The sequence below is a fragment of the Mycobacterium paragordonae genome (assembly GCF_003614435.1).
Classification (GTDB): Bacteria; Actinomycetota; Actinomycetes; order Mycobacteriales; family Mycobacteriaceae; genus Mycobacterium; species Mycobacterium paragordonae.
The window spans coordinates 4,902,338-4,923,476 of the sequence record NZ_CP025546.1 but is presented as its reverse complement, the minus strand read 5'-3'; the positions used below and the strand labels follow the sequence as shown (position 1 = coordinate 4,923,476).

General features: G+C 66.4%; 21 protein-coding genes. 13 read left to right on the top strand and 8 right to left on the bottom strand.

The features are described from left to right. Positions 1 to 57 precede the first annotated feature (57 nt). A complete protein-coding gene (locus C0J29_RS22055; RefSeq protein WP_120793572.1) occupies positions 58 to 1,263 on the top strand; it encodes a cytochrome P450 in 1,206 nt (401 codons plus the stop codon). Here the strand turns inward: C0J29_RS22055 and C0J29_RS22050 are convergent. The 5 genes from C0J29_RS22050 to C0J29_RS22030 form a co-directional block, all read right to left on the bottom strand. Continuing rightward, positions 1,260 to 1,634, bottom strand: coding sequence for a lipocalin-like domain-containing protein (locus C0J29_RS22050; RefSeq protein ID WP_242460519.1), 375 nt, complete (start codon positions 1,632 to 1,634; stop codon positions 1,260 to 1,262). The genes C0J29_RS22055 and C0J29_RS22050 overlap by 4 nt on opposite strands. Next, positions 1,631 to 3,268: an acyl-CoA synthetase gene (locus C0J29_RS22045; protein ID WP_065163156.1), complete on the bottom strand. Its 1,638-nt coding sequence runs from the start codon at positions 3,266 to 3,268 to the stop codon at positions 1,631 to 1,633. Before C0J29_RS22045 ends, C0J29_RS22050 begins: the two co-directional genes overlap by 4 nt. 78 nt (positions 3,269 to 3,346) lie before the next feature. Then, positions 3,347 to 3,979 carry a PaaI family thioesterase gene (locus tag C0J29_RS22040; protein ID WP_120793570.1) on the bottom strand — a complete coding sequence of 211 codons (633 nt, stop codon included), beginning with the start codon at positions 3,977 to 3,979 and terminating at the stop codon, positions 3,347 to 3,349. Continuing rightward, on the bottom strand, positions 3,976 to 4,602 hold the full coding sequence (locus C0J29_RS22035; RefSeq protein WP_065044929.1) for a cysteine hydrolase family protein: 627 nt from the start codon (positions 4,600 to 4,602) through the stop codon (positions 3,976 to 3,978). The genes C0J29_RS22040 and C0J29_RS22035 overlap by 4 nt, the downstream gene beginning before the upstream one ends. Next, the gene (locus C0J29_RS22030) at positions 4,599 to 5,615 is read right to left on the bottom strand and encodes a Rieske 2Fe-2S domain-containing protein (RefSeq protein WP_065163158.1); all 1,017 of its coding nucleotides are present in this window, start codon (positions 5,613 to 5,615) and stop codon (positions 4,599 to 4,601) included. Before C0J29_RS22030 ends, C0J29_RS22035 begins: the two co-directional genes overlap by 4 nt. 90 nt (positions 5,616 to 5,705) lie before the next feature. Here C0J29_RS22030 and C0J29_RS22025 point away from each other — a divergent pair, with 90 nt between their 5' ends. Genes C0J29_RS22025 through C0J29_RS22010 form a run of 4 tightly spaced genes read left to right on the top strand, consistent with a single transcriptional unit; the run spans position 5,706 to position 9,913 of the window. After that, complete coding sequence (locus C0J29_RS22025; protein ID WP_120793569.1) at positions 5,706 to 7,346, top strand: flavin-containing monooxygenase; 1,641 nt, start codon at positions 5,706 to 5,708, stop codon at positions 7,344 to 7,346. Positions 7,347 to 7,356: 10 nt separating this feature from the next. Then, a complete protein-coding gene (locus tag C0J29_RS22020) occupies positions 7,357 to 8,502 on the top strand; it encodes an alpha/beta hydrolase family protein (protein WP_120793568.1) in 1,146 nt (381 codons plus the stop codon). Then, complete coding sequence (locus tag C0J29_RS22015; RefSeq protein ID WP_120793567.1) at positions 8,502 to 8,879, top strand: nuclear transport factor 2 family protein; 378 nt, start codon at positions 8,502 to 8,504, stop codon at positions 8,877 to 8,879. The genes C0J29_RS22020 and C0J29_RS22015 overlap by 1 nt, the downstream gene beginning before the upstream one ends. Next, positions 8,876 to 9,913, top strand: a complete 1,038-nt coding sequence (locus tag C0J29_RS22010) for a TIGR03857 family LLM class F420-dependent oxidoreductase (protein WP_174814856.1) — start codon at positions 8,876 to 8,878, stop codon at positions 9,911 to 9,913. The genes C0J29_RS22015 and C0J29_RS22010 overlap by 4 nt, the downstream gene beginning before the upstream one ends. A 17-nt stretch (positions 9,914 to 9,930) precedes the next feature. Here C0J29_RS22010 and C0J29_RS22005 read toward each other — a convergent pair whose 3' ends face one another. Then, positions 9,931 to 11,427, bottom strand: a complete 1,497-nt coding sequence (locus tag C0J29_RS22005) for an acyl-CoA carboxylase subunit beta (protein WP_120793565.1) — start codon at positions 11,425 to 11,427, stop codon at positions 9,931 to 9,933. A gap of 110 nt (positions 11,428 to 11,537) precedes the next feature. On the opposite strand from C0J29_RS22005, the gene C0J29_RS22000 reads away from it, so the two are divergent. The 5 genes from C0J29_RS22000 (at position 11,538) to C0J29_RS21980 (ending at position 15,927) form a co-directional block, all read left to right on the top strand. Then, a complete protein-coding gene (locus tag C0J29_RS22000; protein WP_120793564.1) occupies positions 11,538 to 12,557 on the top strand; it encodes an LLM class F420-dependent oxidoreductase in 1,020 nt (339 codons plus the stop codon). Between the two features lie 11 nt (positions 12,558 to 12,568). Then, on the top strand, positions 12,569 to 13,789 hold the full coding sequence (locus C0J29_RS21995) for a cytochrome P450 (RefSeq protein WP_120794894.1): 1,221 nt from the start codon (positions 12,569 to 12,571) through the stop codon (positions 13,787 to 13,789). A 12-nt stretch (positions 13,790 to 13,801) separates the two neighbouring features. Next, positions 13,802 to 14,635 (top strand): SDR family NAD(P)-dependent oxidoreductase, encoded by an 834-nt coding sequence (locus tag C0J29_RS21990; protein WP_120793563.1) that lies wholly within the window; start codon positions 13,802 to 13,804, stop codon positions 14,633 to 14,635. Between the two features lie 63 nt (positions 14,636 to 14,698). Next, positions 14,699 to 15,139, top strand: a complete 441-nt coding sequence (locus C0J29_RS21985; RefSeq protein ID WP_065043905.1) for a VOC family protein — start codon at positions 14,699 to 14,701, stop codon at positions 15,137 to 15,139. After that, positions 15,136 to 15,927, top strand: a complete 792-nt coding sequence (locus tag C0J29_RS21980) for an SDR family NAD(P)-dependent oxidoreductase (protein ID WP_120793562.1) — start codon at positions 15,136 to 15,138, stop codon at positions 15,925 to 15,927. The genes C0J29_RS21985 and C0J29_RS21980 overlap by 4 nt, the downstream gene beginning before the upstream one ends. A gap of 93 nt (positions 15,928 to 16,020) precedes the next feature. Here C0J29_RS21980 and C0J29_RS21975 read toward each other — a convergent pair whose 3' ends face one another. Next, the gene (locus C0J29_RS21975) at positions 16,021 to 17,178 is read right to left on the bottom strand and encodes a Zn-dependent alcohol dehydrogenase (protein ID WP_120793561.1); all 1,158 of its coding nucleotides are present in this window, start codon (positions 17,176 to 17,178) and stop codon (positions 16,021 to 16,023) included. Further along, positions 17,175 to 18,410: a cytochrome P450 gene (locus C0J29_RS21970; RefSeq protein WP_120793560.1), complete on the bottom strand. Its 1,236-nt coding sequence runs from the start codon at positions 18,408 to 18,410 to the stop codon at positions 17,175 to 17,177. Before C0J29_RS21970 ends, C0J29_RS21975 begins: the two co-directional genes overlap by 4 nt. A 129-nt stretch (positions 18,411 to 18,539) precedes the next feature. On the opposite strand from C0J29_RS21970, the gene C0J29_RS21965 reads away from it, so the two are divergent. Genes C0J29_RS21965 through C0J29_RS21955 form a run of 3 tightly spaced genes read left to right on the top strand, consistent with a single transcriptional unit; the run spans position 18,540 to position 21,132 of the window. Next, entirely contained in the window at positions 18,540 to 18,899 is a 360-nt protein-coding gene (locus tag C0J29_RS21965) for a Rieske (2Fe-2S) protein (protein WP_082977877.1), read from the top strand. Beyond that, positions 18,896 to 19,957, top strand: a complete 1,062-nt coding sequence (locus C0J29_RS21960) for an amidohydrolase family protein (RefSeq protein WP_065043910.1) — start codon at positions 18,896 to 18,898, stop codon at positions 19,955 to 19,957. Before C0J29_RS21965 ends, C0J29_RS21960 begins: the two co-directional genes overlap by 4 nt. After that, the gene (locus C0J29_RS21955) at positions 19,954 to 21,132 is read left to right on the top strand and encodes an amidohydrolase family protein (RefSeq protein ID WP_120793559.1); all 1,179 of its coding nucleotides are present in this window, start codon (positions 19,954 to 19,956) and stop codon (positions 21,130 to 21,132) included. The genes C0J29_RS21960 and C0J29_RS21955 overlap by 4 nt, the downstream gene beginning before the upstream one ends. The last annotated feature ends 7 nt before the right edge of the window (positions 21,133 to 21,139 follow it).

Genomic DNA, 21,139 nt, shown 5'->3' with positions numbered 1-21,139 from the left:
TTGTCTGTATTACTGTAATGATTACCGTAACCGGGCCAGGCGGGAGATGACGAGTTAATGACCACTGCCATGGTGGTTTTCGATCCGTTCTCCGAGGACTTCTTCAATAGTCCCTACGAGACGTACCGGCGGATGCGCGACGAGGCTCCCGTCTACTACAGCCGGCAGTACGACTTCTACGCGCTGACCCGCCATGCAGACGTGGCCGCCGCGTTCAAGGACTACGAGACCTATTCGTCGGCATACGGGGTGGATCTCGCTCAGGTGCGCAAAGGCTGCGTGACCGAGCACGGCTCGATCATCGCGATGGATCCACCCGCCCACCGCCGGATGCGGGGGCTGCTCAACAAGGTCTTCACCCCACGGGCTATCCAGGCGCTGCGGCCGCTGGTGACGCGCGTGGTCGACAAGTACCTGGCCGCCGTGGATCCGGCGCACTTCGACTTCGTCCAGGATTTCTCGGCGCTATTTCCCGTAGACGTGATGACCACCTTGCAAGGTGTGCCGGAACGAGACCGTCAGCAGATCCGGTTGTGGATCGACGACCTCTTACACCGCGGGCCTGGTGAGGTCGAAATGGGTGAGACCGGGCAGAAGTCGGCCATCGACATGGCCATCTACTACTACCGGCTCATCAAACGGCGGCGCGAAAATCTCGGTGACGACCTGCTGAGCCGGTTGATCGAAGCGGAGATCGAACGCGACAACGGCGAAATGGGTCCGTTGGACAACGTCGAAATCACGGAATTCGCAACGCTGTTGGGCGGTGCCGGCGCGGAGACCGTCACCAAGCTGATCGGCAATGCGGCGGTGGTGTTCGCCAAGTATCCGGACCAGTGGCAGAAGCTGCTCGATGATCGCAGCAAGATCCCGCTCGCGGTGGAGGAGCTGCTGCGTTACGAGGCGCCCGCGCAGTACAACGTCCGGCGCTCGACGCGCGAGGTCTCGTTGCACGGTGCCACCATCCCGACCGGCAAACCGGTATTTCTGGTGGGCGCTTCGGCCAACCGAGATCCGTTGGCGTGGAGCGATCCCGACACGTTCGAGATGGATCGCGACCGCACGCAAGCGCAGAACCTCGGACTCGGCTACGGCATCCACAGCTGCCTCGGCGCCGCGCTGGCGCGGCTGGAAAGCGCGATCGCGCTGGACCGGATGCTCGACTTCATGCCCCGCTACGAGGTCGATTGGGCCGGCTGCAAACGGGTCAACATGCAGAACGTGGCCGGCTGGAGCAACGTGCCGGTCCGGGTGTTGGGTTAGCGGTCGCGGCGCCAGACCAGTGTGCTGTGCGTGGTGCCGTCGGCGGAGGTTTGCCGCGCCAACAACGTCAACCGGTCGCCCGCGATGTGCGCGGACCGAATCTGAGGCTCTAGCAACAACTCCGGCATCGTCGCGATCAGCACGTGGTGAGTGACCGTTCCCGCCGCCTCGTCGATCTCGAATCGTCCTCCGTAGGAGACGAATTCGCGACCGGGGCCGGGGGTCAACTGCGCCGACATATGGCCGTCGGTGGTGTAGAGGATGAGACCGGAGGGTTGGTCACCGAACGGGCGGCGGACCGGGCCGTCGTGACGTCGGGAGACGAAGGACTCCAGCAGCCAACCGCCGGGCAACGCCTGTCGCAGGGTCACGGATTCAGCGCCTGCTCGCGCGCCCATCGGTAGTCGGCCTTGCCCGACGGGCTGCGTTCGATCACGCTGCGGAACACGACGGCCTTGGGCAGCTTGTAGCGGGCCAGGGACTGACCGGCGTGAGCCACCAGCTCCGCCGCCTCGACGCTGGCGCCCTCGGCGACTGCGACCACCGCGACCACCTCCTGGCCCCACCGCTCGCTGGGCCGGCCGGCCACCACCACGTCGGCCACCGCGGGATGCGACGCGATAGCCGTCTCGACCTCCTCGGCGAAAATCTTCTCGCCACCGGAGTTGATGGTCACCGAGTCACGTCCCAGCAACTCGATGTGCCCGCCCTCGTGGTGGCGGGCGCGGTCACCGGGAACGGCGTAGCGCACGCCCTCGATCACCGGGAAGGTCGCGGCGGTCTTGGCGGCGTCTCCCTTGTAGCCCAACGGGACGTAGCCGCGTTGGGCGAGCCAGCCGATGCCGTCGTGGCCCGGTGTGAGGATCGTCGAAAAGTCCTCGGCAGCAACGAAAGTGTCCGGTCCGGCATTGAAGGTGCCGGTCGACACCGCGCCCGAAGTCGACATGTGGTGCATTTGCGCGCCGGTCTCCGAGGACCCGACTCCGTCGACGATCATGGCGTTGGGCAGGGCGTCGATCAGGCGTTGCTTGACGTACGGCGTCAGCAGGGCGCCGCCGTTGGCGACCACGAACAACGACGACACATCGGCGATCCCCTTCTCGATCGCGGCCACCAACGGGCGGGCGATGGCGTCGCCGACCACCGACACGACGGCCACGCCTTCGCGCTCGATGGTGCGCACCACGTCTTCGGCGTCCAGATGGTCGACCACCGTGGGGAAGACGATGGTCTGTCCGGTGGTCACCGCCATCATCACCGTCCACTGCGCGGCGCCGTGGATCAGCGGCGGCAACACCATGACCTTGGTCCCGGGACCGGCGGTCACCCGCGCCACGACTTCCTCGACAGAACTCACGAACTGCCCTGTCATCAGGTCGCGACCGCCGAACGAGGTCATGAAGATGTCGTGCTGGCGCCACAGCACGCCCTTGGGCATGCCGGTGGTGCCGCCGGTGTAGAGCACGTAGAGGTCGTCGGGGGAGTGCTGGACCGGCGGCGGCTCGGCGGGCTTGGACACGATGCTCTCGTAATCGACTGCCCCGTAAACCAAGTCGTTGCCCGAGTCATCCGCGATCTGAATAAGTACGCGCAGGTTCGGCAGGTCGGGCAGCACTTCGGCCACCCGCGGCGCGAACGCCGCGTGATAGAGCAATGCGCTCGCTCCGGAATCTGCCAACAGGTACTGCAGTTCGCTCTTGACATAGCGGTAGTTGACGTTGAACGGAGCGACGCGCGCCGCGAAGCTGCCGAACAACGCCTCGACGAATTCGTTCCCGTTGTAGGCGTACAGGCCGAGCAGATCCTGGCCCGCTTCATGACCGGGCAGGTCGGCGCGCTCGGTGTGGCAGCCCAGCCCCCGGGAGTGCAGGTAGGCGGCCAGCCTGTTCGATCGCTCGACAATCTGCGCGTAGGTGAAGCGTTTGTCACCCTGGACCACCAGTTCGCGGTCGGGTATCGCGGCGGCCACGGCCGCCGCAACAGCCGGCACAGTGAATTCAGGCACGTGGTTCCTTCCTGCCGAGCAGTCGCACAATCGCACGCGGGAGTCCCGACGGGTGCGAGTTTGCGTCTGCTCGCGACATCACGGTTGGTGGGGGAGCAGGCGGACCATCAGCCCGCTCGCTTCAGTGAGTACCGCACCATCGGAGCTTGTCATGCTCGCGGTGATGAACACCTTGCGGCCCTCGATTCGGTCGACGCGGCCGTGGGCGGTCAGCGGCGCGTCGATCGGCGTGATCTTGCGATAGTCGACGTGCAGGTAGGCCGTGCGGGTGGGACGGATGTCCGCGCCGGTGACCACCATGCCGAACAGCCAGTCGTAGAACAACGGGATCATGCCGCCGTGCACGGCATGATTTCCGCCGACGTGGGACGCGGTGAAGTGTCCGTGCATGCTGACGCCGTCGGACTTCATCTCGGTGAGGGTCCATGGCGGCATCAGCGGATGGCCCAGTCCGGGAATCTCCAGGACGCGCCCGGCCGGCACCTCGATCTCCGGAGCCCGATGGGTTTCCAATAAGGCACAAGCACTTTCGAGTTGCTCACTGGCCGCATCCCACGCCGCGGCATCCGGTTTGGTGGACACGGTCAGGTCCTGCAGGCGGCGCAGCGCGGTGATGTAGCGCTCCAGCCCGGGCGGTGCGTCCAGTGGCCGCACGTCGGGGAAACCGCCCCGGATTTCGCTGGCTGTGTCTGTCCTGGCTGTGTGTGTCATCGTGTCCCTTCAGCCCAGGCCTCGAGCAACTGGTCGGTGGTGGTGATGGTGGCGAGTAGCGACAGCGTGTTGGTCAGGACGGCGTCGCCGTAGTCGGCGGGGATGCCGGCGACGGCGTCACGCGGCACGACGACCCGGTACGCCTTGTTGACCGCGTCCATCACCAGGTTGGGAATCGCGATGTTGAGCGAGACGCCGACCACCACGATGGTGGTCACACCCATATTGCGCAGCACCGCGTCGAGATCGGTACCGCCCATCGGCCCCACCCCGTGCCACCGGTTCAGTGTCAAATCCGTTGGCTCCGGGCCCAACTCGGGCAACAGGGCCGCACCCGGTGTGCCGGGTGCGATGTCGACGCCGGCGCCGCTCATGGCGAAGATCCTGGCGTTGTGGTTCGAACCGAGACCGTCGGGCCGGCGCCTTACCAGGCAGTGCACGACGTGGACGCCGGCCTTTCGGGCGGCGGGCAGCAGGCGCACGATATTGGGTAACGCGACGCGCCGGGCTTCCGCCGCCAGCAGGGCCAGCCCGGCATCCGGGCCCATCACCGCACCCTGGCATTCCTGGGTGACGACGGCCGTGTGCCCGGGCGACACCAGCGGAGCAAGCGCGGGCTTCATGCGGACGCGGTCACGTTGCCGGCCGCCGGTACGTCGTAGAACTGTTGGGCCCACTTCCGCAGGGCCATATACCCTTTCGCGTCGGCCTTGGAAAGCGCCGGATGCTCCACGTACTTCTGGTAGCGCCAGATCTCCAGATCGTCGAAGACGGTGGACAGGAACTGCTTTTCGATCAGCTCACGCAGCCTGCCCTCGGGCACCTCGCGGTTGTCCCCGGGGGTCCGCGGCCACCAGATCGAGTAGAAGAGATCCGAACACTCGTCGTCGACCGGCGTGCAGGTGAAGATCAGCCGATGATTCTGCGCACCCTCGAAAACGCTGATCGCCCCGCCGAGGCCGAACAGGTGGCTGTGGAACCGTAACGCGAGATCGTCGGGGTTGTCGCTGCGCGCATCCGGCCAGCCGGCCACGAACTGCCATTCCTGGTCGACGATCTTCCAGTCCAGTACCCGTGGCGTCACCGTGGCGTGGTGCACGTACTCGAAATGGGCGCTGTCCGGAGCGTTCTCCGCCACGATCTGTGGGTGCACCGGTTCCCGCTCGGCGCGCCGGGAGAACTCGGGGTACGCACGGTAGTAGGCCGCCGGATCGGTCTCGAATTGCGGGAACTTGCCGAAGATGTCCGGCATCGTCCAGTGTGGCTGCTCCCCGTGCGGGTGGTGCCACAGGAACACGCAGTCGTACTGCTCGGTGACCGGGTAGGCCCGCAGCGTCAACGCCTTGTTGGGCCGGTCCGGTTGGTAGGGGATGTAGCGGTTGGTGCCGTCCGGCCCCCAGCGCCAGCCGTGGAACGGACACTGCACGCAGTCGCCGACCACAGTGCCGCCGTGGCCGATGTGGGCGCCGAGATGCTTGCAGTGCGCTTCCAGAACGTGCAGTTCACCGGACTCGTCTCGGTAGGCAACCAGGTCCTCGCCGAAGTAGCGCAAGGGCCGGACCTCGCCGACCGGAAACTCCGGCGACCAGCCGATCATGAACCAGCCGGTGACCTTCCAGGTGAACGGAACCCTCATGCCGGACACCTCCTGCCGTCTGATACTAAATTCGTTACAGTATAGATTTCAGCAGTTCGGCACCACCCATCCGGTGTCGCGAGGAGCGAGATGACTGAAGCGGTTGCCGGCACCGCGGCGCCGTCCGACGCCGACGTCGTGGTGATCGGCGCGGGCTTCTCCGGGCTGTACATGCTGCATCGCCTGCGCGAGCTCGGTATGCGGGTCCGGGTGTTGGAGGCGGCCGAAAACGTTGGCGGCACTTGGTTGTTCAACCGGTACCCGGGTGCGCGCTGCGACATCGAGAGCATCGAGTACTCCTACAGCTTCTCCGAGGAGATTCAGCAGGACTGGGTGTGGACCGAGTCGATGCCGGCCCAGCCCGAGATCGAGGCCTACCTGAACTTCGTCGCCGATCGCCTCGACCTGCGTCGCGACATCGCGTTCGACACCACCGTCGTGGCCCTGACGTTCGACGAGCAGACGGCAACCTGGCAGCTGCGCACCGAGGCGGGCGAAACGATCACCGCTGCGTTCGTCGTCGCGGCGACCGGGATCCTGTCCGTACCCCTGGAGCCGGACATACCCGGCATGACGTCATTCGGCGGAATGTCCCTGTACACCAGCCGCTGGCCGCGTGAAGGCGTGGATCTGGCCGGCCGGCGGGTCGGGGTGGTCGGTACCGGGTCGACCGGCGTGCAACTCATCCCCGTCATAGCGCGAGAAGTGGAGCAGCTGTTCGTCTTTCAGCGTTCGGCGCCCTACACGCTGCCTTGGCGGGTGCACCGGTTCGAGCCCGGTGAACTGGATGCGATGAAGGCCCGGTACGGCGAGATCCGGGCGGCGCAGCGCGCCCACCCGATCGGGGCGGCCCGGCTGAGCGCGTTCTCTGTGCTGCTCGAGATGCTGGGCAGTCCGCCCGTGAAAGCCGCCACCCGAGCGGAGCAACTCCGTGCCGTCGACGAAAAGGGCGTGCTGGGCGCGCTGAACTGGAGTGACGTCTTCTTCGACATCGACGCCAACCGGATGGCCGCCGAACTGTACGGCGAGGCAGTGGCCCGCATCGTGCGGGACCCGCAGACCGCCGCCGCGCTGGTGCCCACGCACCCCTTCGCCTGCAAGCGGCCCATCATCGACCAGGGCTACTACGAAACGTTCAACCGAGACAACGTGACCCTCGTCGATCTGCGCGCGAATCCGATCGACGCGGTGACCCCGGCCGGGATCCGCGCCGGAGGCCGCGAGTACGAACTCGACGTGCTGATCTACGCCACCGGGTTCGACGCCATGACCGGGGCGCTGAGCCGCATCAACATCCGCGGGCGCGACGGTATGGAGCTGGGCCGGTTCTGGGCGGACGCGGGCCCGTTGTCCTACCTCGGCCTGGCGGTTGCCGGGTTCCCGAACCTGTTCACCATCCAAGGTCCCGGCAGTCCGAGCGCGGCGACGAACTTCGTTGCGGCGCTGGAGCAGCATGTCGAGTGGATCGGCGACTGCATCGCATATCTGCGCGCCAACGGCATCCGCACCATCGAGGCGCTGGAGAGCGCGCAACAGGATTGGGTCGAGCACACCACGGCGCTGGTGGCGCCGACGGTGCTTGTTCACCCGTCCTGCAACTCCTGGTACAACGGCGGCAACGTGCCCGGCAAGAAGCGGATGTACATGGGCTATACCGGCGGAATTCCCGAATACCGCCGGCGCTGTGAAGAAATCGCGGCGACCGGCTACACCGGTTTCAAGCTGAGGTAGGTGATTGGTCATGTCGTGGGCACAGCGTGGACTCGGTATCGGCCGGGAATTGGGCATGGTGCTGCCCAGGACGGTGGCCGGATTCAACGAGTCGACCCGATCGGGCCCTACGGCCCCGCGGGGGGTGCGTCAGTTCGGCGAAGTCTTTCTCGATGAGCTTGTGCTGACCGGTTTTTCGGTGCTCGGGGGCAGCGGGCCGCGCAACGTCCGATCGCTGGAGGCCTGCGCCCCGGCGGCGCAGGAGTTGGCGGCGCTGGGCATCGACGGCGCGCACGCCGACCCGGCTCCGCTGCGGGTGCGGGCCATCAAGCGCCATCGGATCGCCGGGCTGCACTACGAGCGGATGTCCTTCGAGCACGATCCTGCGCTGCCGCAGACGTTGGTCGACGAAGGATTCGGCGGTCCGTCGCGGGCCGCGGTACACCTGTGCCGCCACCGCTCACCCGGTCCGAATGGCCAGCGGCCGTGGCTGATCTGGATTCACGGTGCCGGCCAGGGTGGCGCCGAAGACATGCTGATGTCGCGCATCGACCGGATTTACCGGGAGCTGGGGTTCAACGTCGCGATGCCGATCCAGCCCGGCCACGGAAGCCGCCGGGGCTATTGGCCGACCTATCCGGACATGGATCCGCTGGGCAACGTCGCCGGCATGATGCGGTCGGTGTCGGAGATCCGGGCGGTGGTGCGCTGGGCCCAGCGGCAGGCGAGCACCGTTGTGGTGGCCGGGGTTTCGATGGGCAGCCCGGTGTCCGCGCTGGTATCGCACCTCGAGCGGGAGGTTGACGCGGTGGCGCTGTACACGCCGATCCTGGGACTTAACGCGATGATCGCGCGACACCTCGGGCGCTCAGGATCGGCGCACCGCGAATACCGGCGGCTGCTGCAGTCGGAAGTGGTCTCCCAACTCACCACCGTGATCGACCCGCTGATGGCCGACCCGGCACCACCGCCGCACCGTCGGCTGATCGTCGCCGCGCGCCACGACAGGATGGCGATGCTCGAGCCGGCCCTGGTCCTGCAGGAGAAGTGGGGCGGTCAATTGCACTGGTATGGCGGCGGCCACGTCAGCCACGTCTTCTCCCGCCGTGTGCAGGCCATCTCCGAGCGGTTCCTGCGTGAGGTCCGAGACGACATGGCGCTGCGAGCGGCCGATTGATGGGCGCGGTGCGCACCGCACGCGAGGTCGTCGAGCTCTACAACCTGGTGGTGTGGAACAAGCACGATCTGCGACTGGCCGAGGAGTTGTTCGCCGACAACGTCATTCGGCACGGTGTCGGCGCGGCTCACACCCTGACCCACCGCCAGGCGGTGCAACGCGTCGCCGAAATGTGGCAGGTGTGTGATTCGCTGCGCTTCGAACTCAATATCGTCATTGCGGGTGATGACGGCGAGCACGTCGCCATCGTCTACGACTCGGCCGTCGTGGCCGACGGCGCCGAAACCAACGTGGCCAGCATCGAGGTGTTCCGGGTCGTCGACGGCCGGATCACCGAGGTCTGGAATTGCGGCTACCAGCAAGGGGTTTGGAAGTGAGTGAACGGTTGCTCGACGAACTGGGCTACTATCTGCTGGCCGGGGCGGGCGGTGAGGGGCCGGCCACGCTGATGGACGAGGCGCGCCGCGGCGAAGAACTCGGCTTCGGCACCGCGTTCATCTCCGAACGCTGGAACGTCAAGGAGGCCTCGTCGCTGGTCGGGGCGGCGTGCGCGGTGACCACCCGCATGCAGATCGCCACTGCCGCAACCAATCACAACACCCGTCATCCACTGATCACCGGGTCGTGGGCGACCACCATGCACCGGCTGTCCGGTGGACGGTTCACGCTGGGTATCGGTCGTGGCATCGCGGCGATCTACGGGGCGTTCGGCATACCGGCGGTGACAACGGCGCAGATGGAGGACTGGGCGGGGGTCATGCGCCGGTTGTGGCACGGCGAAGTGATCTTCAATCACGACGGACCGATGGGCAAGTACCCCATCCTCTTCCTGGACCGGGACTTCGACGAAGACATCCGCCTGGCCCTGGTGGCCTTCGGCCCCAACACGCTGGCCCTGGGCGGGCGCGCCTTCGACGACGTCATCCTGCACACCTACTTCACGCCGGAGACGTTGCAGCGCTGCGTGACCACGGTGAAGTCCGCGGCGGAGAAAGCCGGCCGTGACCCGGACAGCGTGCGGGTGTGGTCGTGCTTCGCCACGGTGGGGGATCACCTGCCGGAGCCGTTGCGACTGAAGAAGACCGTCGCCCGGCTGGCCACCTACCTGCAGGGGTACGGCGATCTGATGGTGAAGACCAACAACTGGGATCCTGCGGTGCTGCAACGATTCCGCGAAGATTCAGTGGTCACGTCCATCGCCGGGGGAATCGATCACAAAGCCACGCCGGAGCAGATCGAGCACATCGCGACGCTGATCCCCGCCGAATGGCTGGAGCCGTCGGCGACGGGATCGGCCCAGCAGTGCGCCGAACGGATTCGTCGCGAATTCGACTACGGCGCCGACGCGGTGATTCTGCACGGCGCCACGCCCGACGAACTGGAACCCGTGGTCGCCGCCTACCGCACGTAGGCCAGCGCAACCCGACGCTAGGGCAGAATCACGGTGCGGGTCACCGGCTCCGGGACCGCCTGCCGCGCGTATAGCGCGCGCTGCAGCGAGGCCAGCAGCGCGTCCCGGGTCTCCCGCGGGTCGATGAGTTCGTCGAATCCGAAGCCCTCGGCCGAGCGGAAGGAAGCCTGCAACTCGGCGTCGCGCAGCTTGGCGGTCAGGTCCTCGCCGGCGTGGGAGGCGCGGCTGAGTGCGGCGGCACTCATCGCACCCATCGTGGCGCCCGGATAGGCGAAGGTGGCCGACTGGTGGTCGAAGCCGAGCAGCGACATCACCATGGAGCCGAAGCCGTAGGCCTTGCGCAACGTCAGATGCAGCTTGATCGTGGTCGCGGCGGTCTGCGCCGCGAACATCCGCCCGCCGCTACGCAATACGCCGGTGCGCTCGGAGCGGCTGCCGGGCAGCATTCCCGGGTTGTCGGCGAGAAAGACGATGGGCAGATGGAAGGAGTCGGCGACCAGGATGAAATGCGCCGCCTTGTCAGCGGCACTGGCGTCGATCGAACCGGCCAGCACCTGCGGCTGGTTGGCAACGACGGCGACCGGATGCCCGCCCAGATGCGCCAGTGCGCAGATGATCGCCTTGCCGAACGACGGCTGCACTTCGAACCAGTCGGGGCGGTCGAAGACCACGTCGAGCACCGCGCGCATGTCGTAGACGCGGCGATTGTCGCGGGAGACGATGTTCAGCAACTCCGGGGTCGGGCGTGGCCCCGTGGTCTCGTCGGCGGGCAGGACGGCAGGGTAGGACCAGGCGCTCGCCGGGAAATAGGACAGGTAGCGGCGGATCTCGTCGAGCACGGTTTCGTCGTCCTCGGCGACATTGTGAATAACCCCGCTGGGCAGCGCGACGTCCGGCCCGCCCAGGTCCTCTTTCGAAATGTCCTCTCCGGTCGATTCTTTCACCACCGGTGGGCCGGCCGTGAAGATAGTGCCGTGACGGCTCATGATCCGGAAGTCGCAGACCGGGGCCACCAGGGCGCCGTGTCCGGCCGAGGGCCCCAGCACCGCGGCCACCGTCGGCACCCGCCCCGAACACTGCGTCTGGGCCAGCAGGTCGGTGGGGGTGCGCCCGTAGTGCCCCCCGGTGGGCCGGAAGCCCGCGCCGTCGAGCAGCATCACCAGCGGGACGCGGTCGCGCACCGCAAGTTCGGCGATCCGGTAACGCTTGGAATTACCTCCGGGCCCGATGCTTCCGGCCAGCGTCGTGAAATCCTCCGCGCCCACCAGGACCGGCTTTCCGTGGACCAGGCCCGACCCCGTGATGATCGCGTCGGCGGCCACGTCACCGCCGACCAGGGTGCCGATCTCCCGGAACGTGCCCGGATCGACGAGTCGCTCCACGCGTGCCCGCGCGTCCAGCTTGCCTTTGCCGCGGTGCTTGTCGAGGCGCTCGGTCCCACCCATCCCGCGCGAGTGCCGGCGGCGCCGGTCGAGATCGTCGAGCGTCGCCTGCCAGTCCTGGGAGTTGGCCATGCCTGTGGTCCTCACTCGCTACCGGGCGCTGAAGAGTTTCTGTCGAAGTGCTCACTGTAGCGCCGCGTTGACGTTGACCCTACCGAATCGCTTACTGTAGCTTTTGCCTCATGGTGCGCGGGGGCCTCAAGATCGACGGTGGCATACCCAACAGACTGGACCGGGTGGTCGAGGCGGCCGGCGCCCTGGAAGACCAGGGATACGACGGCGGCTGGACCGCCGAGACGAGCCACGACCCGTTTATGCCGCTGGTCCTGGCCGCCGAGCACACCTCGCGCATCGAGCTGGGCACCAATATCGCGGTCGCGTTCGCCCGCAACCCGATGACGGTCGCGAACCTGGGCTGGGACCTGCAGGCGTACTCGCAAGGTCGTTTCATCCTGGGACTCGGCACCCAGATTCAGGCTCACATCGAGAAGCGGTTCAGCATGCCGTGGAGCCATCCGGCACGGCGGATGCGCGAATTCGTGGAAGCGCTGCACGCGATCTGGGCGTCGTGGACGGACGGCACCAAGCTTCGATTCGAGGGCGACTTCTACACCCACAAGATCATGACGCCGATGTTCACCCCGGAGCCGCATCCGTATCCGCCACCGAAGATCTTTCTGGCGGCGGTCGGTGAAGCGATGACGGAAATGTGCGGCGAGGTCGGCGACGGGCATCTCGGCCACCCGATGGTCTCGAAGCGCTACCTGACCGACGTAACCCTGCCCATCCTGCAGCGCGGCATCGAGCGTTCCGGTCGTGACCGCGGCGACTTCGAAGTGTCAGCCGAGGTGATGGTCGCCACCGGCACCAACGAGGACGAGCTCAAGACCGCGATGGCGGCCACCCGCAAGCAGATCGCGTTTTACGGGTCCACGCCCGCGTACCGCAAGGTGCTCGAATTGCACGGTTGGGGCGATCTGCACGACGAGTTGCACCGCCTCTCCAAGGAAGGCGAGTGGGACGCCATGGGATCACTGATCGACGACGAGATCCTCGGTACTTTCGCGGTGGTCGGCCCGGCCGACGAAGTAGGCAGCGCCCTGCGCGCCCGCTGCGAAGGTGTGACCGACCGGGTGCTACCCATCTTCTATGCCGCCTCGCAAGACTGTGTTCGACTGGCGCTGAAGGATTTTCGCCAATGAGCGCGCCGACGATGGATGAGGCCGCCAGATTACTGGCCGATCCGCAGGCCTACACCGATGAACAACGGCTGCACGCGGCGCTCACCCACCTGCGGGCCAATGCGCCGGTGTGCCGGGTCGAGGTGCCGGGTTACCGGCCGTTCTGGGCGATCACCAAGTACGCGGACGTGATGGACATCGAGCGCAACAACGCGCTGTTCACCAACTGGCCGCGGCCGGTGCTGGCGACCATCGAGGGCGACGAGCTGCAGACCGCCTCCGGCGTGCGCACCCTGATCCATCTCGACGACCCACAACACCGGGTGGTGCGCGCCATCGGTTCGGACTGGTTTCGGCCAAAAGCGATGCGGGCGCTCAAGATCCGGGTGGATGAGTTGGCCAGGATCTACGTCGACAAGATGATGCGGGTCGGCCCGGAATGCGACTTCGTGCAAGAGGTCGCGGTCAATTTCCCGCTCTACGTGATCATGTCGCTGCTGGGCATACCCGAGGCGGACTTCCCGCGCATGCTCAAGCTGACCCAGGAACTGTTCGGCAGCGACGACAGCGAATACAAGCGCGGCACCACGGCCGAGGATCAACTACCGGCGCTGCTGGACATGTTCGGCTACTTCAACGGCGTGACTGCCGCGCGCCGCGAGCACCCGACCGAAGACCTCGCCTCCGCCATCGCCAACGCCCGCGTCGACGGGGAACCCCTGTCGGATATCGAGACGGTGTCCTACTACTTGATCGTCGCCACCGCCGGTCACGACACCACCAGCGCCACCATCTCCGGTGGACTGCACGCGCTGCTGGAAAGCCCGGACCAGCTGAGGCGACTAAGTGACGACCTCAGCCTGATGCCGCGCGCGACCGAGGAAATGATCCGCTGGGTCACCCCGGTCCGGCATTTCATGCGCACCGCTGCCAGTGACACGACGGTGCGCGGCGTTCCTATTGCCGCCGGCGAATCGGTGTTGCTGTCGTACGTCTCGGCCAATCGGGACGAGGACGTGTTCGACGATCCGTTCCGCTTCGACGTCGGACGCGAGCCCAACAAACACGTGGCCTTCGGATATGGCGTGCACTTCTGCATGGGCGCCGCGCTGGCCCGGATGGAGGTCGCCAGCTTCTTCACCGAGTTGCTGCCCCGGCTGAAGTCCATCGAGTTGGCGGGCGACCCGCAACTGGTCGCCGCGACGTTCGTGGGGGGATTGAAGCACCTGCCGGTCCGGTACTCGCTCTCGTAGGATGCAATCGATATGACGCGCAGGACGATTTTGATCACGGGTGCCAGTGACGGCATCGGCGCCGCGGCCGCGCGGCAGCTGACTCGTAGCGGCGCAAAGGTTGTCGTGGTGGGCCGCTCGCAGGCCAAGACCACCGCGGTGGCACAGGAACTCGGCGCGGACTATTACGTGGCCGATTTCGCCGACCTGACCCAGGTGCGGGCGCTGGCGGACAAGATCCGCAGTGAGTACTCGCGCATCGATGTGCTGGCCAATAACGCGGGCGGCATGTGCCGGGAACTCGAGATGACCGCCGACGGCCTGGAAAAGACCTATCAGGTCAACTACCTGGCACCGTTTCTGCTCACCACGCAGTTGCTGGACATGCTGGTCGACTCCCGCGCGACGGTCGTCAACACCACCAGTTCGTCGCAAAGGCTGCTACCGAAAGTCACCATCTCCGATCTCGAGCACACCGCCCAGCGCCGGCCCGGCATCGCCTACGCGCTCACCAAACTCGCAATCGTGTTGTTCACCAAGGAATTACACCGGCGCTATCACGACAGCGGGGTGTCGGCGGCCACCTTCCATCCCGGCTATGTCAACTCCAACTTCGGCGAGGCCTCGGGATCGCGGTTCCTGCGATTCATGAAGTATCACGTCCCGGTGACGGCCCGGTTCACCGCCACCGTGGACGAGGGTGCCGAACAACTGGTCTGGCTGGCGTCGAGCACCCCCGGCGTCGACTGGCAGCCGGGCGAGTACTACTCCGCGCACAAGGTCTCCAAGGCCAACCGCGCGGCGTACGACCCCGTGCTGGCCGGCGAACTCTGGGATCGCACGCTGGCCGCTCTGTCCCGTAGCTAGGGTCGCTGTCCGGCTCTTGCCACGGGGGCGGTAATACTGATTGCGCGACCGGAAGGGGAATTCGTGCTGGGTGTTCATCACGCCGCCATCTGTACCGCCGATGTCGGACGCTCGCTGCGCTTCTGGCGGGACGGCCTTGGGCTGACGGAGTTGTTCGACCACACCTTCACCGGTGACTGGCCGGAACTGTTCGGGGCCAAGACGGATCAACTGAGATCGATCTTCCTGGGGGATCCGCAGGCACCCGACGGCGGCATCGTCGAGTTGGTGGAGCTGTCCGGCGCGGACGAGGAGCCGCGCGAGTACTCCGGTCCCCGGCACGGCTTCTTCCTCCTCTCGTTGCAGCGCGAGGTGGCCGCCACCCTGTCCACGCTGGCCGACCTGGGTTTCACCGACGGCGTCCGCCAGATCACCATGCCCGCCCCCAAGGGCAAGACCGTTCCGATGGCGGTGATCACCGCGCCGGACGGTGTGCTGGTCGAGTTGATCGGACCCGCGGCATGAGCGCCACTGGCGCGTCGGTGGCAGTGGTGACCGGCGGCGGATCCGGCATCGGGCGCGAAGCCGCCGCCATGTTGCGCGAGGCCGGCCACGACGTCGTCGTGTGGGACGTCGCGAATGGCGACATCGACTGTGACATCAGCGATCTCGACTCCGTGACGGCGGCGATGGAGCAGACCGTCCGCGAGCACGGGGTGCCGACCCGGGTGGTGGCATCCGCTGGTATCGGCTCCTCGGGTCTGCTGCTGGCCATCGATGCGGCCGAATGGCAGCGGGTGCTGGCCGTGAATCTGACCGGGACGTTTCACACGATCCGGGCCGCCGCCCGGGCCATGGTCGACGCCGAAGTGGAGGGCTCGATCGTCGTGGTCTCCAGCATCAGCGGCACGGTCGCGGACCGGGATATGGGTGCCTACTGCGTGTCCAAGGCCGGCCTGGACATGCTGGTGAAGGTCGCGGCGGTGGAGTGGGGGGTGCACGGCATCCGTGTCAACGCCGTCGGGCCCGGCGTCACCCGGACCCCGATGCTGCCCGACGCCGAGAAATGGCCCGCCTGGGTCGAGGGTATGTCCAAGCGGACCGCGCTGCGCCGGCTGGGCGAGCCGGGTGACGTGGCGCAGGCCATTGTCGGTGTCCTCGAGATGTCTTGGGTAACAGGCCAAGTGCTGCACGCGGACGGCGGGCTGTCGCTGCACAGCCCGATCGACGCCTACGGCCAGGTCGAGAAGCTGATGAGGCTGAAGAAGCTGCAGGAATTGCATAAGGCGAAGCAGCAGGCCGCCGAGGCTTAGCGCCGAGAGTGATCCTCACGACGCGGCAACGGCGTGTCGCGTCGCCGGATTCGCAGTCGGCGGCCAGGGGGTCGGCCAGCGGGGCGGCGGGGCTTACGAGAGCCCGTAATCGATGACGCCCCTGACGATTTCACCGTTCAACAGGTCGGCATAGGCCTGATTGATGTCATCGAGACGGTAGCGTCTGGTGATCATCTCGTCGAGCTGCAGTTGGCCGGTCTGGTAGAGCCGGGCCAGCCTGGAGATGTCGGCCTTGCCGTTGCACGACCCGAAGATGGTGCCCGCCAACGTCTTGTTCATCAGGATGAACTCCTGCAGATTGATGTTGACCGAATGCGTCAGTTGCGAGGTCATGCCGGTGAGCACGCACGTGCCGCCCTTGCGGGTCAGGGCTACCGCGTCCCGCACGTCGTCGGCGGTGATCAGGGATGGCGACACCACCACCGAGTCGGCCATCACCCCGTAAGTGAGGCCGCGCACCAGGTCGGTGGCCTCGGCCACCGATGCGACGGAGTGGGTGGCGCCGAACTGCAGGGCCGACTTCTGTTTGAACTCCACCGGGTCGACGGCGATGATCTGCGCGGCGCCGTTGATGCGGGCGCCCTGGATGGCGCCCGTGCCGATGCCGCTGGCCCCGATGACGACGACGGTGTCGCCGCCGCGCACCCCGGCCCGGTTGGCGGCCGAGCCATACCCGGTCGGAATCGCGCAGGACAGCAGGGCGCTGGGCACCAACGGTAGCTCACGATCGATCTTGATCAGCGAATTTACCGATGCCACAGTGTGTCTGGCGAATGCGCCGACCTTGGCCAGGTGGCCCAGCGGCTTGCCGTCGGCGGTGTGATGACGGAAGGTGCCGTCGGTCGGCATGCCGGGGATCATGGTGCCCATGCCCTGATCGCAGATGTACTCCATGCCGCTGGCGCACCAGCGGCACTGCCCGCACACCGCGACGAACGACAGCACCACGTGGTCGCCGACTTCGAATTCGGTGACGCCGGGGCCGACTTCGCGCACGATGCCCGAACCCTCATGGCCGCCGATCATCGGGAACATGGTCGGCAAGCCCAGGGCTTTCATCACTTCGTTGGGCGCCGACATGTCGCCCTTGAGGATGTGGTCGTCGGAGTGGCACAAGCCCGCCGCGGCCATTTCGATCAGCGCTTCGCCGGCCCGCGGCGCGTCCAGTTGGAAGTCTTCGACCGACCAGGGTCCGCCGATACCGTGCAGGATCGCCGCGCGGCTTTTCATGCTCGACTGTTCGAGGGGCTGAAGGTGACCGGAAGCTTGTTGGGGGAGCGGAACACCAGTCCGACGATCTTGGATTCGACGCCGGTGCCGTCGTCGGGGACGAACCTGAGATCTTTGACCCTGTCGAACAGGCTGTTGAGCATCACCCGCGTCTCCAGTCGGGCCAGGTGCATACCCAGGCACATGTGAATGCCGCCGGCGAATGCGATGTGAGCCTGCCGCGGACGGCGGATGTCGAAGGTGTTCGGGTCGGTCCAGCGGGCCTCGTCGCGGTTGGCCGAGCCCATGCACATGTCGATCTGTGCGTCGGCCGGAATCGTCTTGCCGCCGAACTCGATTTCCTTCGTGGTGGTGCGCATGACCATGGTGAGCGGGGTTTCGTAGCGCAGGCCCTCTTCCATCGCCAGCGGGATCAAGGAGCGGTCCCGGTACACCATCTCCAGCTGCTCGGGGTGAGTCAGCAACGCGTACAGCAGGTTTCCCGACGAGCGATAGGTGGTTTCCAGGCCGGCCGGCAGCAGCAGGCGCAGGAACGCGATGATGGCCTCGTCGGTCAACTTCTCGCCGTCGATCTCGGCGGCCACCAGGTCGCCGATGATGTCGTTGGTGGGCTTGCGGCGACGCTGTTCGACCTGGTTCAGGAAGTAGCCGTGTAGTTCTGCCGCGGCGGTCAGCCCGGCCATGATGTCGGTCGGGATGGAAATGAGGTCCAGCGACAGCCGGCGGAACATGTCGAGATCTTCGGGCGGCAATCCGAGCAGCGAGGAGATGATCCGGGTGGGGAACTCGAAGGTCACCGCCTTCACCAGGTCGGCCTCGCCCTGGTCTTTGATCTCGTCGATCAGTTGGTCGCACACCGGTCCGATCACCGACGGCTCCCACCGCTCGAGCGCGGTGGCCCGGAAGGCCTTCGCCACCAGGTTGCGGTGGTCGTGGTGCTCCTTGCCGCCCATTGCCAGGATGGTGTGGCCCATCACCAGCCCGATGGTGTTGTCGTACTTCTCCGAGGTGAACGTCCGGTCGTCCCGGAAAGCCTGGAAGACGTCGTCGTAGCCGAACAACGTCCATTCGTCGCTCGGTTTGAGTTCGTCGGGCATCTGCTCCTGATCCGAGAGCCCTCCATGCCACACCGGGTCGGTGTGGCGCATGTGCTCGAAGAACGGATACGGACTGTTCTCACCCGTGAAGTCGAGCGCGACGGGCGCACCCTCTTGATCGGTGCTGAGCGTCATCAGCGCTCCTCCCTGAGCAACCGAGTTTGCCCGTGCACGCGGGCAGGACAGTGGAATGTCGCTATCATAGTATAAATAGCAACCTAGACAACGGTTGGTTGACCGACCGGGCGGAAGGCGGTGATCCGGGTGCCGCAACGCCGATTCGTGTGCTCCCTCGACGAACTGCCGCCCGGGGCGATGAAACTGGTCGACATCGGGAAATTCGGCGTGGGCGTGTACAACGTGCGTGGTTCGCTGTACGCGATCGTGAACTACTGCTCGCACGAGGGCGCGCCGCTGTGCCTGGGCCTGCTGGGTGGCACCAACGAACCGGCGCCCGACCGGCCCGACGGGGTGCGCCGAGTGCGTGACGGTCAGATCGTCCGATGCCCCTGGCACAATTGGGAATTCGACATCACCACCGGGCGTAATGTGGCCGACCCGTCCCGGCGGGTCCGTACTTACCAGGTGGACGTCACCGACGGGGAAGTGTTCGTGACCGCATGATTATCGACACGAATGTGCAGCCGCATTTCCGCTACAACGCCGAGATCCGGCGGTATCTCCCGGCCGCCCACCAGCTGCGGTCGATCCCCGACGTCGAACAGCAGTGGTATCAGGCGCCGGGCGGCGATTACCGGGCCGACCTCTACGGCGACGGGTATCCGGGATCAGACCCGGACACCGTCAGCCGGCACCTGTTCGACGAGGGCCCGCCAGATTCGCGAGCTCGCTACGCCATCCTGAACCCGCTGACCCGGGGCAATATCGCCGACTACCTGTTGAACAGCCGCATCTGCGGTGCGGTCAACGACTGGCTGTTGGACCGGTGGCTCGAACCCGACACCAGCGACCGCTTCCGGGGCACCATCAGGGTCAACCCCGAAGACCCGAAGGGCGCGGTCGCCGAGATCGAGCGTCTGGCCGGCCATCCCAAGCTGGTGCAGGTCGGCGTGCCGATGCAGTCGCGCGAACCGTTCGGCAAGCCGATGTTCGAACCCATCTGGGAAGCCGCGGCCGCGCACGGGCTGCCGGTGGCGGTACACATCAACGGCGGCAACGGCGTCGACCATCCACCGACGTTCGCCGGGCACGCGCACACCTATCCGGGCTATGCGTCCTTCATGCCGCTCAACTACTTCGTGCACCTGGCCACGTTGATCGTCGAGGGCGTGTTCGGACGGCATCCGGGACTGAAGTTCGTGTTCGCCGACGGCGGCTACGACATCCTGACCCCGCTGATGTGGCGGCTGGACACCTTCTGGCTGTCGATGCGCGACCAGACCCCGTGGGTGGACCGCTATCCGAGCGAATACCTGCCGGGCCATGTCCGGTTCTGCTCCTCGGCGCTGGACGGACCGCCCGAGACCGTGCATGCGGCCCGATGGATGGACTTCTCCGGCAAGGCCGATCTGGTGATGTACGGGTCGGGCTACCCGCACTGGTCGACGACGGGGGCCGAGCGCACGGCCGCGGGACTGAGTGCCGAGCAACAACAGAAAGTGCTGTGGCGCAACGCAAGTGAGCTGTACGGGTTGACGGTGAGTGAAGGAAGCACGCTATGACGATCGTGGAACGGTCCGAGTCGGACCCCGAGATAAACACAGCGCAGGATGTCGCGGTCACCGTCGTCGACACCGACGTGCACCCACTGCCCGTCTCCGCCGACGTGCTCAAGTCTTACGCCCCGGCCGAGTGGGTGGACAAGATCTGGCCGACCGGGAACGCGGTGACGCCGGTGCCGCACTTCTATGACACCCCGGACTCGTACAAGACGATGTCGTTGCGATTGGACGCCGCCCCGCCGAACGGTGGATTCGCCGGCAGCGACCCCGACTACGCCGCCAAGCAGTTGCTGGTCGACGCCGGCGTCAGCATCGCCTCGCTGGAACCGATGTGCGACGCGCAGTTGCCGCAGGCCGAGCACGTGCTGAAGTCGACCTACAACGACTGGCTCGCCGACGTGTGGCTGGACAAGCACAACTGGCACGGCCGCTGGCGTGGATCGATCAGTGTCAGCGCGCAGACGCCCGAACAGGCGGCGCGCGAGGTCGAACGGTGGGCCGGCCATCCCCACATGCACCAGGTGCTGATGACGCCGCAGACCCGCGGAATACCGTTCGGCAACCCGCATTTCGACCCGCTGTACGCGGCGGCGGCGCGCAACGGCCTGCCGGTGGCCACCCATCTGATGGGGCAGACACCGTTCGAGCTGATTCCGCTCTATCCGGTCGGCAACCCAGCGCACTGGCACGACTTCTTCGCCTCCTGGCCGCTGCTCTACGTCTCTCATCTGATGAGCCTGGTCTTCGACGGTGCGTTCGACCGCCATCCCGATCTGCGGGTGGTGTTCATCGAGGGCGGCTTCACCTGGGCCATGCCGGTGATGACCCGCATGGACCGGATCTGGGAGGCTCGCCGCGGCGACCTGCCGCACGTGCGGCGGCGCCCTTCGGAGTATGTGCGCGAGCACGTGCGGTTCACCACCCAGCCCCTCGAGGACGCCGACACCGTGCAGTTCCGCGAGTATCTGGAAATGCTGGACCTGGGCGACAACCTGATGTTCTCGACGGACTACCCGCACTGGAGCTACGACTCCCCGACGTATGCGATCAACCGGTTTCCGCGCGAGCAGCGGGAGCGGATCATGCGCGGCAACGCGACCGCTCTCTACGGTCTGCCCGCGACCGTCAAGGCCCTGCCCGGCGAGCGCGCGGGCGGCGGTACGGTTCTCGATTAGCCGTACA

Bases quoted from the DNA above. Each gene is read 5' to 3' on its own strand.
- C0J29_RS21995 (WP_120794894.1), top strand. From the start codon at position 12,569: ATGGATGAGGCCGCCAGATTACTGGCCGATCCGCAGGCCTACACCGAT.
- C0J29_RS21955 (WP_120793559.1), top strand. From the start codon at position 19,954: ATGACGATCGTGGAACGGTCCGAGTCGGACCCCGAGATAAACACAGCG.
- C0J29_RS22020 (WP_120793568.1), top strand. From the start codon at position 7,357: ATGTCGTGGGCACAGCGTGGACTCGGTATCGGCCGGGAATTGGGCATG.
- C0J29_RS22055 (WP_120793572.1), top strand. From the start codon at position 58: ATGACCACTGCCATGGTGGTTTTCGATCCGTTCTCCGAGGACTTCTTC.
- C0J29_RS21975 (WP_120793561.1), bottom strand. From the start codon at position 17,178: ATGAAAAGCCGCGCGGCGATCCTGCACGGTATCGGCGGACCCTGGTCG.
- C0J29_RS22000 (WP_120793564.1), top strand. From the start codon at position 11,538: ATGGTGCGCGGGGGCCTCAAGATCGACGGTGGCATACCCAACAGACTG.
- C0J29_RS22025 (WP_120793569.1), top strand. From the start codon at position 5,706: ATGACTGAAGCGGTTGCCGGCACCGCGGCGCCGTCCGACGCCGACGTC.
- C0J29_RS21990 (WP_120793563.1), top strand. From the start codon at position 13,802: ATGACGCGCAGGACGATTTTGATCACGGGTGCCAGTGACGGCATCGGC.
- C0J29_RS21970 (WP_120793560.1), bottom strand. From the start codon at position 18,410: ATGACGCTCAGCACCGATCAAGAGGGTGCGCCCGTCGCGCTCGACTTC.
- C0J29_RS22015 (WP_120793567.1), top strand. From the start codon at position 8,502: ATGGGCGCGGTGCGCACCGCACGCGAGGTCGTCGAGCTCTACAACCTG.
- C0J29_RS22005 (WP_120793565.1), bottom strand. From the start codon at position 11,427: ATGGCCAACTCCCAGGACTGGCAGGCGACGCTCGACGATCTCGACCGG.
- C0J29_RS22030 (WP_065163158.1), bottom strand. From the start codon at position 5,615: ATGAGGGTTCCGTTCACCTGGAAGGTCACCGGCTGGTTCATGATCGGC.
- C0J29_RS21980 (WP_120793562.1), top strand. From the start codon at position 15,136: ATGAGCGCCACTGGCGCGTCGGTGGCAGTGGTGACCGGCGGCGGATCC.
- C0J29_RS22040 (WP_120793570.1), bottom strand. From the start codon at position 3,979: ATGACACACACAGCCAGGACAGACACAGCCAGCGAAATCCGGGGCGGT.
- C0J29_RS21960 (WP_065043910.1), top strand. From the start codon at position 18,896: ATGATTATCGACACGAATGTGCAGCCGCATTTCCGCTACAACGCCGAG.
- C0J29_RS22035 (WP_065044929.1), bottom strand. From the start codon at position 4,602: ATGAAGCCCGCGCTTGCTCCGCTGGTGTCGCCCGGGCACACGGCCGTC.